Source organism: Pseudomonas sp. ACN8 (assembly GCF_002303925.1).
Lineage (GTDB): Bacteria > Pseudomonadota > Gammaproteobacteria > Pseudomonadales > Pseudomonadaceae > Aquipseudomonas.
Genome location: NZ_MRCS01000020.1, coordinates 1 through 12,183, shown reverse-complemented (window position 1 = coordinate 12,183; position 12,183 = coordinate 1). Strand labels below are relative to the sequence as shown.

12 protein-coding genes are annotated in these 12,183 nt (G+C 59.4%); 7 read left to right on the top strand and 5 right to left on the bottom strand.

Annotated elements, in window-relative coordinates:
• Position 1: 1 nt before the first annotated feature.
• The 4 genes from frr to rpsB form a co-directional block, all read right to left on the bottom strand.
• Positions 2–559, bottom strand: coding sequence for a ribosome recycling factor (gene frr, locus BSF44_RS13180; RefSeq protein ID WP_042557876.1), 558 nt, complete (start codon positions 557–559; stop codon positions 2–4).
• Positions 556–1,299 (bottom strand): UMP kinase, encoded by a 744-nt coding sequence (gene pyrH / locus BSF44_RS13175; RefSeq protein ID WP_003222124.1) that lies wholly within the window; start codon positions 1,297–1,299, stop codon positions 556–558. The genes frr and pyrH overlap by 4 nt, the downstream gene beginning before the upstream one ends.
• A 210-nt stretch (positions 1,300–1,509) precedes the next feature.
• Positions 1,510–2,373, bottom strand: coding sequence for a translation elongation factor Ts (tsf, locus tag BSF44_RS13170; protein WP_095943873.1), 864 nt, complete (start codon positions 2,371–2,373; stop codon positions 1,510–1,512).
• 189 nt (positions 2,374–2,562) lie between these two features.
• Entirely contained in the window at positions 2,563–3,300 is a 738-nt protein-coding gene (gene rpsB / locus BSF44_RS13165) for a 30S ribosomal protein S2 (protein WP_008052780.1), read from the bottom strand.
• Between the two features lie 371 nt (positions 3,301–3,671).
• Between rpsB and map the strand changes: the two genes are divergently transcribed.
• The 7 genes from map to BSF44_RS13130 all read left to right on the top strand — a co-directional run bounded on the left by map (position 3,672) and on the right by BSF44_RS13130 (position 11,877).
• A complete protein-coding gene (map, locus tag BSF44_RS13160) occupies positions 3,672–4,454 on the top strand; it encodes a type I methionyl aminopeptidase (RefSeq protein ID WP_008057306.1) in 783 nt (260 codons plus the stop codon).
• 41 nt (positions 4,455–4,495) lie between these two features.
• On the top strand, positions 4,496–7,198 hold the full coding sequence (locus BSF44_RS13155) for a [protein-PII] uridylyltransferase (RefSeq protein ID WP_095943872.1): 2,703 nt from the start codon (positions 4,496–4,498) through the stop codon (positions 7,196–7,198).
• 180 nt (positions 7,199–7,378) lie between these two features.
• Positions 7,379–8,578 carry a succinyldiaminopimelate transaminase gene (gene dapC, locus BSF44_RS13150; protein WP_095943871.1) on the top strand — a complete coding sequence of 400 codons (1,200 nt, stop codon included), beginning with the start codon at positions 7,379–7,381 and terminating at the stop codon, positions 8,576–8,578.
• Between the two features lie 102 nt (positions 8,579–8,680).
• Entirely contained in the window at positions 8,681–9,043 is a 363-nt protein-coding gene (locus BSF44_RS13145) for an ArsC family reductase (protein WP_007978403.1), read from the top strand.
• A 32-nt stretch (positions 9,044–9,075) separates the two neighbouring features.
• Positions 9,076–10,110 (top strand): 2,3,4,5-tetrahydropyridine-2,6-dicarboxylate N-succinyltransferase, encoded by a 1,035-nt coding sequence (gene dapD, locus BSF44_RS13140; RefSeq protein ID WP_095943870.1) that lies wholly within the window; start codon positions 9,076–9,078, stop codon positions 10,108–10,110.
• Positions 10,111–10,270: 160 nt separating this feature from the next.
• Entirely contained in the window at positions 10,271–11,476 is a 1,206-nt protein-coding gene (locus tag BSF44_RS13135) for an aminotransferase class V-fold PLP-dependent enzyme (protein ID WP_095943869.1), read from the top strand.
• Positions 11,473–11,877 carry a SufE family protein gene (locus BSF44_RS13130; protein ID WP_095943868.1) on the top strand — a complete coding sequence of 135 codons (405 nt, stop codon included), beginning with the start codon at positions 11,473–11,475 and terminating at the stop codon, positions 11,875–11,877. Before BSF44_RS13135 ends, BSF44_RS13130 begins: the two co-directional genes overlap by 4 nt.
• 71 nt (positions 11,878–11,948) lie before the next feature.
• On the opposite strand, the gene BSF44_RS13125 is transcribed toward BSF44_RS13130, so the two are convergent.
• On the bottom strand, positions 11,949–12,183 hold a 235-nt coding region (locus BSF44_RS13125; RefSeq protein ID WP_141250027.1), incomplete at its 5' end, for a transposase.

The following is a 12,183-nucleotide window of genomic DNA, read 5'->3' as shown; positions in this document are numbered from 1 at the left end:
CTTATACGGCCATCAGATCCGCTTCTTTCTGCTTGGTAGCCGCGTCGATATCGGCTTCAGCCTTGTCGGTGAGCTTCTGGATATCGGCAGCGGCACGACGCTCCTCGTCTTCGCTGATCTCTTTGTCTTTAACCAGTTTCTTCAGGTCGCCCAAGGCATCGCGACGAATGTTGCGCACGGCAACACGAGCGTCTTCGGCAGCACTGCGCGCCTGTTTGGTGAAGCCCTTGCGGGTTTCTTCGGTCAGGGCAGGCATGGAGATCAACAACAACTCGCCCAGGTTGGTCGGGTTGAGGTTCAGGCCAGCGCTCTGGATCGCTTTGTCGACCGCCGCGAGCATGTTGCGCTCGAACGCCACGACTTGCAGGGTGCGCGAGTCCTTAACAGTGATGTTGGCCACTTGAGTGATGGAGGTGTCAGCACCGTAGTACGGCACCATCACGCTGCCCAGAATGCTTGGGTGGGCCTTGCCGGTACGAATCTGACCAAAAGCATGGGCCAGAGAGTCCAGGGATTTCTGCATGCGCTCTTGAGCGTCTTTCTTGATTTCGTTGATCATTGTTGACCTTCCTCGATCAGGGTCCCTTCAGCGCCGCCGTGCACAATGTTCAGCAGGGCGCCGGGCTTGTTCATGTTAAAGACACGCAACGGCATCTTGTGGTCGCGGCACAGGCAAATGGCCGTCAGATCCATCACGCCCAACTTGCGATCCAGCACTTCATCGTAAGTCAGATGATCGAACTTCTCGGCATGCGGGTCTTTGAACGGATCAGCGGTGTAGACACCATCGACCTTGGTCGCCTTGAGCACGACGTCGGCATCGATTTCGATTGCACGCAGGCAGGCTGCCGAATCCGTCGTAAAGAACGGGTTGCCGGTACCGGCCGCGAAAATCACCACGTCCTTGGAGTTCAGGTGACGCATGGCCTTGCGACGATCATAGTGATCGGTCACGCCAACCATGGAAATAGCGGACATCACGATGGCCGAAATGTTGGCGCGCTCGAGGGCGTCGCGCATGGCCAGGGCGTTCATCACAGTGGCCAGCATGCCCATGTGGTCGCCGGTGACACGGTCCATGCCAGCCTTGCTCAGCGCTTCACCGCGGAACAGGTTGCCACCACCGATGACCAGACCGACCTGAACACCGATGCCGACCAGTTGGCCAACTTCCAATGCCATGCGATCCAGGACCTTCGGATCGATCCCGAACTCTTCCGAGCCCATCAGGGCCTCGCCGCTGAGCTTGAGTAGAATGCGTTTATAGCGAGCCTGATAACCACTGCCCTGCTGAGCCATTGCGAATCTCTCCTGCGGCGTATTTTAAAAATTCTTTGCGAGCTGTTTACAGCTGGCGTTCACTCTAGCTTGGCGCTGCTTCAGCGCCATCGGAACACGGCTTTGTAAGCCAGTTCCAAAGGGAAACCAAATAAAAATTGATACCCCATCTGAAAAGAGGCTGCGCGCGTGAGCGGGCAGCCTCTTCTGGGCGACAGTTAAAAAACCGTCTTATTGCTTGGCGGCAGCCAGCTGGGCAGCAACTTCTTCTGCGAAGTTGTCCACTGGCTTCTCGATGCCTTCGCCTACTTTGAAGTAAGTAAAGGAAACGATTTCAGCGCCGGCTTTCTTGGCCAGTTCGCCGACCTTGATTTCAGGGTTCTTGACGAAAGCCTGCTCAACCAGGCTGGCTTCGGCCAGGAACTTGCTGATACGGCCTTTGACCATGTTTTCAACGATATTTTCCGGCTTGCCGGCGATCTTGTCAGCGTTCAGCGTCAGGAACACGCCTTTCTCGCGCTCGATCGCTTCAGCGGAAACTTCCGATGGCAGCAGGAATTCAGGATTGGTAGCCGCTACGTGCATAGCGATGTCCTTGGCCAGCTCAACACTGCCGCCTTTCAGGACAACTGCAACACCGATCTTGTTGCCGTGCAGGTAGCCACCGACAACGTCACCTTCAACGCGTACCAGACGACGGATGTTGACGTTTTCGCCAACCTTGCCGACCAGTACCAGGCGAGCAGTTTCTTGAGCTTCGATCAGCGGAGCAACTTCAGTCATCTTGTCGGCGAACGCTTTTTCAACGCTTGCTGCAACAAATTCCTTGAAGTCGTCCTGCAGGGCCAAGAAGTCGGTCTGCGAGTTCACTTCCAGCAAAACGGCGGATTTACCGTCTTCCTTCAGAGCGATAGCGCCTTCAGCGGCAACGTTGCCGGCTTTCTTGGCAGCCTTGATGGCGCCCGAAGCACGCATGTCATCAATGGCTTTCTCGATGTCGCCGCCAGCCTTGGTCAAGGCCTTTTTGCAATCCATCATGCCTTCGCCAGTACGCTCGCGCAGTTCTTTGACCAACGCTGCAGTAATCTCTGCCATTTCAAAATCCTCTTGGATAGGTTTTCAACCATTCCACCCGATCGAACGGGCGATCAATTCTTCCCGAACCACCCTTGTTAGCTGCCACACGTTACAGATAGAGCAGTGGGCGCCGACAAATGGTTTTCGAGGTGGCAAAAAGGGGGCCAAGCCCCCTTTTTGCTTACTGAGTCAACGCCAGGGCGTCAATTACTCAGCTGCAGCCTGAGTTTCTTCAGCTGCGAACTCTACAGTGCCGCCGGCAACATTGTTGCGACCACGGATGACAGCGTCAGCCATCGAACCCATGTACAGCTGGATAGCGCGGATTGCGTCATCGTTGCCTGGGATGATGTAGTCAACGCCTTCCGGGCTGCTGTTGGTATCGACTACGCCGATAACCGGGATGCCCAGCTTGTTGGCTTCAGTGATCGCGATGCGCTCGTGATCAACGTCGATAACGAACAGAGCGTCTGGCAGACCGCCCATGTCCTTGATACCACCCAGGGAACGATCCAGCTTTTCCAGGTCACGAGTGCGCATCAGCGCTTCTTTCTTGGTCAGCTTGGCGAAAGTACCGTCTTCGGCTTGCACTTCAAGGTCACGCAGACGCTTGATGGAAGCACGGATGGTTTTGAAGTTGGTCAGCATGCCGCCCAACCAGCGGTGATCGACGTACGGCGAACCGCAACGTGCTGCTTCTTCAGCAACGATCTTGCCAGCGGAACGCTTGGTGCCGACGAACAGAATCTTGTTTTTGCCCTGGGCCAGACGCTCTACGAAAGTCAGAGCTTCGTTGAACATTGGCAGGGTTTTTTCAAGGTTGATGATGTGGATCTTGTTACGCGCGCCGAAAATGTACTTGCCCATTTTCGGGTTCCAGTAACGGGTCTGGTGACCGAAGTGCACACCGGCCTTCAGCATATCGCGCATGTTGACTTGGGACATGATAGTTCCTTAATAAGTCGGGTTTGGCCTCCACGTATCCCAATGACCAACCAGCAGCATCAGCTGAAGGCACCCAGGTCATCGTGTCGACACGTGTGTGGATTTAGGCTTTACGGGACATCCCCGGAAAGCGGCGCATTTTATATCACAAGACAGGGCAAAACGGAACCCGGATTCTGAAATCCTGGCGAGCGCTTCGCTCCTGCCCTTGGAATCCGCCAAGAATGCACCATTCTATAGAGAGAAGCGATGCACACAGGCGCAGATTTGCGCTGATCGTCTGGTAGAATCGCATTTTTCAGGGCCGCGAAGTTCCATCACGCAATGCCCTTTCCGTTTAGAAAGCGCCGCCTGGCGCAGAGAGAGCCTGTATGACCGTCACCCTCAAAACCCCCGAGGATATCGCCAAAATGCGTATCGCCGGCAAACTGGCCGCCGATGTGCTGGAAATGATTGCCGAATACGTCAAGCCGGGCGTTACCACCGATCAACTGAACCAGATCTGCCACGACTACATCGTCAATGAGCAGAAGGCCATCCCTGCCCCGCTCAACTACAAGGGCTATCCGAAGTCGATCTGCACATCGATCAACCATGTGGTCTGCCATGGAATCCCGAACGACAAGCCGCTCAAGGATGGCGACACCCTGAACATCGACGTCACCGTCATCAAGGACGGTTACCACGGCGACACCAGCCGCATGTTCCACGTCGGCACCGTGCCGGTCTGGGCCGAGCGTCTGTCCCAGGTGACCCAGGAATGCATGTACAAGGCGATCGAAATCGTCAAACCCGGCTGCCGCCTGGGCGACATCGGCGAAATCATTCAGAAGCACGCGGAAAAGAACGGCTTCTCGGTGGTTCGTGAATTCTGCGGCCATGGTATCGGCAAGGTGTTCCACGAAGAGCCGCAGATCCTGCACTACGGCCGCGCGGGCACCGGCATGGAACTCAAGGCCGGCATGACCTTCACCATCGAGCCGATGATCAACCAGGGCCGTGCCGACACCAAGGTACTGGGCGACGGCTGGACCGCGATCACCAAGGACCGCAAGCTCTCGGCGCAGTGGGAACATACCCTGCTGGTGACCGAAACCGGTTACGAGATCTTCACCCTGCGCAGCGATGACACCATCCCTCGCGTTTCGGCCTGATCCCACCACCGAACCTCGCCTATAGAAAGGAAAGCCAATCGATGCCGCAGGTGGATCCCGAACTCTTCGACCGCGGCCAGTTCCAGGCTGAACTGGCCCTGAAGGCAAGCCCGATTTCGGCCTTCAAGAAGGCGATCCGCCAGGCCCGTGAGGTGCTCGATACGCGCTTTCGCGATGGCCGGGACATTCGCCGATTGATCGAGGATCGTGCCTGGTTCGTCGATAACATCCTGCAAAAGGCCTGGGAGCAGTTCAGCTGGAGTGAGGACGCCGACATCGCGCTGGTCGCGGTCGGCGGCTACGGCCGTGGCGAATTGCACCCTTATTCCGATATCGACTTGCTGATCCTGCTGGACAGTGCCGACCACGAGGTTTTCCGCGATTCCATCGAGCGTTTTCTGACGCTGTTGTGGGACATCGGCCTGGAGGTCGGTCAGAGCGTTCGCTCGGTCGACGAATGCGCCGTCGAGGCCCGCGCCGACCTGACGGTCGTCACCAACCTGATGGAAAGCCGCACCATCGCCGGCCCCGAGCGTTTGCGCCAGCGCATGCTGGACGTCACCAGCACCGGACACATGTGGCCGAGCAAGGACTTCTTCCTGGCCAAGCGCGCCGAACAAAAGGCTCGCCACCACAAGTACAACGACACCGAATACAACCTGGAACCCAACGTCAAAGGCTCACCCGGCGGCCTGCGGGATATCCAGACGATTCTGTGGGTGGCCCGTCGCGAGTACGGCACCCTGAACCTGCGGGCACTGGCTGGCGAAGGATTCCTGGTCGAGAGTGAAAACGCCCTGCTCGCCTCCTCCCAGGAGTTCCTGTGGAAGGTTCGCTATGCCCTGCACATGCTGGCTGGCCGCTCCGAAGATCGCCTGCTGTTCGATCACCAGCGCACCATTGCCGGGCTGCTGGGCTTCAAGGGCGACGACGCCAAGCAAGCCATCGAAAACTTCATGCAGCAGTATTACCGGGTGGTCATGAGCATCGCCCAGCTCAGCGACCTGATCATCCAGCACTTCGAGGAAGTCATCCTCGCACCGGAAGACGAATCACCACCGCAGCCGATCAACTCGCGCTTCCAGTTGCATGACGGCTACATCGAGGCACGCAACGACAACGTTTTCCGACGCACGCCGTTCGCCATGCTCGAAATCTTCGTGCTGATGGCCCAGCAGCCGGAAATCAAGGGCGTACGCGCCGACACCATTCGTCTACTGCGGGAAAACCGTCACCTGATCGACGACGACTTCCGCAACGACATTCGCAACACCAGCCTGTTTATCGAGCTGTTCAAGTGCAAGATCGGCATCCACCGTAACCTGCGGCGGATGAACCGTTACGGCATTCTGGGGCGCTATCTGCCCGAATTCGGCTTTATCGTCGGGCAGATGCAGCATGACCTGTTCCACATCTATACGGTCGATGCCCATACCCTGAACCTGATCAAGCACCTGCGTAAGTTGCAGTACACCCAGGTGTCGGAAAAATTCCCGCTGGCCAGCAAGCTCATGGGCAAACTGCCCAAACCCGAGCTGATCTACATGGCCGGCCTGTACCACGACATAGGCAAAGGCCGGCATGGCGACCACTCGGACATCGGAGCGGTCGATGCCGAGGCGTTTTGCCAGCGCCATCAGCTGCCAGTGTGGGACAGCCGCCTGATCGTGTGGCTGGTGCAGAACCACTTGGTGATGTCGACCACCGCCCAGCGCAAGGACTTGTCCGACCCGCAGGTGATCCACGATTTTGCCCAGATCGTCGGCGACGAAACCCGCCTCGACTACCTGTATGTGCTGACCGTCGCCGACATCAACGCCACCAACCCGACCCTGTGGAACTCCTGGCGCGCCAGCCTGCTGCGCCAGCTCTACACCGAAACCAAGCGCGCCCTGCGTCGAGGCCTGGAAAACCCGGTGGACCGCGAAGAGCAGATCCGCCAGACCCAGAGCGCCGCCCTGGATATCCTGGTGCGCGGCGGCACCGACCCGGACGATGTCGAGCAACTGTGGGCGCAACTGGGCGATGACTATTTCCTGCGCCACACAGCCGGCGATGTGGCCTGGCACAGCGACGCGATCCTCCAGCAACCGACCGACGGCGGGCCTCTGGTACTGATCAAGGAAACCACCCAGCGCGAGTTCGAAGGCGGAACGCAGATCTTCATCTACGCCCCGGACCAGCACGACTTCTTTGCCGTGACCGTGGCCGCGATGGACCAGCTCAACCTGAACATTCACGACGCCCGGGTCATCACCTCCAGCAGCCAGTTCACCCTCGACACCTATATCGTGCTCGACGCCGACGGCGACTCGATTGGCGACAACCCGGCACGGATCAAACAAATCCGCGATGGCCTGACCGAAGCCCTGCGCAACCCGGACGACTACCCGACCATCATCCAGCGCCGGGTGCCACGTCAGCTCAAGCATTTCGCCTTTGCACCTCAGGTGACGATCCACAATGACGCCCAGCGTCCGGTGACGGTGCTGGAACTGACCGCACCCGACCGCCCGGGCCTGCTGGCGCGGATTGGCACGATCTTCCTGGAGTTCGACCTGTCGCTGCAGAACGCCAAGATCGCCACCCTCGGCGAGCGCGTGGAAGACGTGTTCTTCATCACCGACGCCAACAATCAGCCGTTGTCCGACCCGCTGCTGTGCAGCCGCCTGCAGGATGCCATCGTCGAACAACTGAGCGTCAATCAGGAACCTGATATCAAACTGTCGCGCATCAGCATCTGAATCAACCGACCCCTATCCGGGGGGCGAACCTGCCCTTTGTAGGAGCCGGCTTGCCAGCGAAGGAATCAAAAGCGCCACGTTTACCCGGTAAGCAAGCGTTTTCGTTGACGCCCATCGCTGGCAAGCCAGCTCCTACAGGAACCAGGGTTTGCCCGCTCCTACACCGAACGAGATACATCGATGAACAACGCTCTGTCCCAGCTCCAGCCCTACCCGTTCGAGAAACTCCGTGCCCTGCTCGGCAGCGTGACGCCCAATCCGGACAAGCGTCCGATCGCGCTGTCCATCGGCGAGCCGAAACACCGTTCGCCAAGCTTTGTCGCCGAGGCCCTGGCCAACAATCTGGAAAAAATGGCGGTGTACCCGACCACACTCGGCATCCCGGAGCTGCGTGAAGCCATTGCGGCATGGTGCGAGCGTCGCTTCGGTGTTCCGAGCGGCTGGATCGACCCGGCGCGCAACGTGCTGCCGGTCAACGGCACCCGCGAGGCCCTGTTTGCCTTCACCCAGACTGTGGTCAACCGTGGCGATGACGCGCTGGTGGTCAGCCCGAACCCGTTCTACCAGATCTACGAAGGCGCGGCGTTCCTCGCCGGGGCCAAGCCGCATTACCTGCCATGCCTGGACGAAAACGGCTTCAACCCGGATTTCGACGCCGTATCGCCGGACATCTGGAAACGCTGCCAGATCCTGTTCCTGTGCTCGCCCGGCAACCCGACCGGCGCCCTGATCCCGGTCGAGACCCTGAAAAAGCTGATTGCCCTGGCCGATGAACACGATTTCGTGATCGCCGCGGACGAGTGCTACAGCGAACTGTATTTCGACGAACAAACCCCGCCGCCTGGCCTGCTCAGCGCCTGCGCGGAACTGGATCGCAAGGACTTCAAGCGTTGCGTGGTGTTCCACAGTTTGTCCAAGCGCTCCAACCTGCCGGGCTTGCGCTCAGGTTTTGTCGCGGGCGATGCCGACATCCTCAAAGGCTTCCTGCTTTACCGCACCTACCACGGCTGCGCGATGCCGGTTCAAACACAACTGGCCAGTGTTGCTGCGTGGAATGACGAGGTGCACGTGCGCGCCAACCGGGCGCTGTATCGCGAGAAGTTCGATGCGGTACTGGAAATCCTCAGCCCGGTCATGGACGTACAGCGGCCGGATGGCAGCTTCTACCTGTGGCCAAATGTAGCCGGTGACGACGCCGCCTTCTGCCGTGACCTGTTCGAGCAGGAGCACGTGACCGTGGTGCCAGGTTCTTATCTGTCGCGGGATGTCGATGGCGTCAACCCGGGTGCCGGGCGTGTACGCATGGCACTGGTGGCGCCGCTTGCCGAATGTGTCGAAGCTGCCGAGCGGATTCGCGCATTCATCCAGCGCCGCAAATAACCCCGCCGCCGCTCAGGTCCAGGTGTTGCTTCACCTGGCCGGGTTTGGCCATGGCATAATCCGACACCGTTTAAACCCAGCACCTGTAAAGGGGGCGATTCCTTGACCGTTTCAAGCAAAACGTTGCACCTTTTCGGCATCAAAGCCTGCGACACCATGAAAAAGGCGCGCACCTGGCTCGATGAACACGCTGTCAGCTATGACTTTCATGATTACAAGGCGGTCGGTATCGACCGTGAACACCTGACCCAATGGTGCAGCGAGCACGGCTGGGAAGTGGTGTTGAACCGTGCAGGCACGACCTTTCGCAAGCTCGACGACGAACGCAAAGCCGATCTCGACCAGACGAAAGCCATCGAACTGATGCTTGCACAACCCTCGATGATCAAGCGCCCGGTGCTCGATCTCGGTGACCGAACCCTGATTGGCTTCAAGCCAGATATCTACGCGGCCGCGCTCAAGTAAGCAGCCCGTTCAATTTTGTTAGAGGTATACACATGTCCACTACCCTGTTCAGCCTGGCCTTCGGCGTCGGCACTCAAAACCGTCAAGGCGCATGGCTGGAAGTGTTCTACGCCGCCCCGGTACTCAAGCCTTCGGCTGAAGTCCTGGCCGCTATCGCACCGATCCTGGGCTACACCGAAGGCAATCAGGCTATCGCGTTCAGCACCGCCCAGGCCTCGCAACTGGCTGAAGCGCTCAAAGGCGTCGACGCTGCCCAGGCTGCCCTGCTGACCCGCCTGGCCGAGAGCCACAAGCCGCTGGTTGCCACCTTGCTGGCTGAAGACACCCAGTTGTCGTCCACCCCTGAGGCCTACCTCAAGCTGCACCTGCTGAGCCATCGCCTGGTCAAGCCACACGGCCTGAACCTGGCCGGGATCTTCCCGTTGCTGCCAAACGTGGCCTGGACCAGCCAGGGCGCGGTCGACCTGAGCGAGCTGGCCGAACTGCAACTCGAAGCCCGCCTGCGCGGCGAGCTGCTGGAAGTGTTCTCGGTGGACAAGTTCCCGAAAATGACCGACTACGTGGTTCCGGCCGGCGTGCGTATCGCTGACGCTGCGCGTCTGCGCCTGGGCGCTTACGTGGGCGAAGGCACCACCGTGATGCACGAAGGTTTCATCAACTTCAACGCCGGCACCGAAGGCCCGGGCATGATCGAAGGCCGCGTATCCGCTGGCGTATTCGTCGGCAAGGGTTCGGACCTGGGCGGTGGCTGCTCGACCATGGGCACCCTGTCGGGCGGCGGCAACATCGTGATCAAGGTCGGCGAAGGCTGCCTGATCGGCGCCAACGCCGGTATCGGTATCCCGTTGGGCGATCGCAACACCGTCGAGTCGGGCCTGTACGTGACCGCTGGTACCAAAGTGGCGCTGCTGGACGAGAACAATCAACTGGTCAAAGTGGTCAAGGCCCGTGACCTGGCCGGCCAGCCGGACCTGCTGTTCCGTCGCAATTCGCAGACCGGTGCCGTGGAATGCAAAACCCACAAATCGGCCATCGAACTGAACGAAGCGCTGCACGCTCACAACTAAGCAGCACACGAGTTCACCTGTAGGAGCGAGCCTGCTCGCGAAAAACGTAAGGGCAACGCGTTTAGCCAAATAATGCGCGTTATCGTTCACGTCCATCGCGAGCAGGCTCGCTCCTACAGGGGTCCGGTGTACACCCGCCCAAGTTCACAGGGCTGAACACATGATGATTCTCTCTCCCTGGCGTGCCGATTTTCCGGCCATCGCCGCCCTGCAACGGCAAGACCAGACCTATCTGGACAATGCCGCCACCACGCAAAAACCTCAAGCCCTGCTCGATGCCCTGGCGCACTACTACGCCAACGGCGCGGCCAACGTGCATCGGGCGCAGCATTTGCCCGGCGCCCACGCCACCCAGGCGTTCGAGGACAGCCGCCGCAAAGTCGCGCAATGGCTCAATGCGGGCGATTGCGGGCAAATCATCTTTACCCACGGCGCGACGTCCGCGCTGAATCTCCTGGCCTATGGCCTGGAACATCTTTTCAATCCAGGCGACGAGATTGTCATCAGCGCCCTGGAGCATCACGCCAACCTGCTGCCATGGCAGCAACTGGCGCACCGTCGCGAGCTGAAACTGGTAATCCTGCCGCTGGATGCCGACGGCGTGATCGACCTGGAAGCCGCGGCTGGTCTGATCGGCCCGCGCACACGTCTGTTGGCCGTCAGCCAGTTGTCCAACGTGATTGGCGCGTGGCAGCCGCTGCCAGAGTTAATGGCACTGGCCAAGGCACACAACGCCCTGACCGTGATCGACGGCGCCCAGGGCGTGGTCCATGGCCGCCACGACGTGCAAGCGCTGGGCTGCGATTTTTATGTATTTTCCAGCCACAAGCTTTATGGCCCCGATGGCCTGGGCGTGCTGTTCGGGCGCAATGCAGCGCTGCAACAGCTACGTCCCTGGCAGTTTGGCGGCGAAATGGTGCTGGATGCCAATTACCACGACGCACGCTTTCGCCCGGCACCGCTGGGCTTCGAGGCCGGGACGCCGCCGATTGCCAGTGTGATCGGCCTGGGAGCGACCCTGGATTACCTTGCCGGGCTCGATCAGGACGCGGTGTCCGCCCATGAAGCGGCGTTGCATGCCACTCTGTTAAAGGGCCTTGAGGCGCGAAATGGCATTCGCCTTCTGGGCAAGCCGCAAGTGGCGCTGGCCAGTTTTACCGTCGAGGGTGTGCATAACTCCGATCTCGCGCATTTGCTGACCGAACAAGGGATCGCGGTGCGTGCCGGCCATCATTGCGCCATGCCACTACTCAAACGCTTCGAACTGGCCGGAGCGATTCGGGTGTCGTTGGCGCTGTACAACGATTCCGAAGACCTGGAGCGGTTCTTTGAAGCCCTGGATCAGGCGCTGGAGCTCTTGCGATGAACTTGCCCGCCGATGCCGTGACGGCACTGGACACCTTTCAGAAAGCGGCCGGCTGGGAACAACGCGCACGCCTGTTGATGCAATGGGGCGAGCGTCTGCCGGCCTTGAGTGATGCGCAGATGTGCGATGCCAATCGGGTGCACGGCTGTGAAAGCCAGGTGTGGCTGGTGGGTGAATTGCGCGACGGCCATTGGCAGTTCAACGCCAACAGCGATGCACGCTTGATTCGCGGGTTGGTGGCATTGCTGCTGGCGCGGGTCAACGGGTTGTCGGCGGCTGAGTTGCAGCAGGTGGATTTGCCGGACTGGTTCAATCAACTGGGGTTGGGGCGGCAGTTGTCCGAGTCTCGTAGCAATGGTTTGAATGCAGTGCTACAGCGGATGCGGGAGTTGGCTCAATAGAGGGGCTGCTTGGGACTGTCAGATATTTTGTGTGCGGGCCGGTAACGGCCTGCCGTTAGGCAGGCCGTGCTTTACCAGGTCGGCCTGATAAATCGATCTCCGTACAGAATCGCGAATTGATTCATCGCACTTTTCCAGTCATGGGCCGCTGAGCCCCAGTTTGCTGTGATATTGCGCAACCCAAGCCAGATCAGTTTTGTCGCCGCATCGTCGGTCGGGAAGTGACCTCGGGTCTTGATGATCTTGCGCAGTTGAGCGTTGATGCTCTCAATGGCGTTGGTCGTGTAGATCACTTTTCGGATCGCC

Bases quoted from the DNA above. Each gene is read 5' to 3' on its own strand.
- frr (WP_042557876.1), bottom strand. From the start codon at position 559: ATGATCAACGAAATCAAGAAAGACGCTCAAGAGCGCATGCAGAAATCC.
- pyrH (WP_003222124.1), bottom strand. From the start codon at position 1,299: ATGGCTCAGCAGGGCAGTGGTTATCAGGCTCGCTATAAACGCATTCTA.
- tsf (WP_095943873.1), bottom strand. From the start codon at position 2,373: ATGGCAGAGATTACTGCAGCGTTGGTCAAAGAACTGCGCGAGCGTACT.
- rpsB (WP_008052780.1), bottom strand. From the start codon at position 3,300: ATGTCCCAAGTCAACATGCGCGATATGCTGAAGGCCGGTGTGCACTTC.
- map (WP_008057306.1), top strand. From the start codon at position 3,672: ATGACCGTCACCCTCAAAACCCCCGAGGATATCGCCAAAATGCGTATC.
- BSF44_RS13155 (WP_095943872.1), top strand. From the start codon at position 4,496: ATGCCGCAGGTGGATCCCGAACTCTTCGACCGCGGCCAGTTCCAGGCT.
- dapC (WP_095943871.1), top strand. From the start codon at position 7,379: ATGAACAACGCTCTGTCCCAGCTCCAGCCCTACCCGTTCGAGAAACTC.
- dapD (WP_095943870.1), top strand. From the start codon at position 9,076: ATGTCCACTACCCTGTTCAGCCTGGCCTTCGGCGTCGGCACTCAAAAC.
- BSF44_RS13135 (WP_095943869.1), top strand. From the start codon at position 10,271: ATGATGATTCTCTCTCCCTGGCGTGCCGATTTTCCGGCCATCGCCGCC.
- BSF44_RS13130 (WP_095943868.1), top strand. From the start codon at position 11,473: ATGAACTTGCCCGCCGATGCCGTGACGGCACTGGACACCTTTCAGAAA.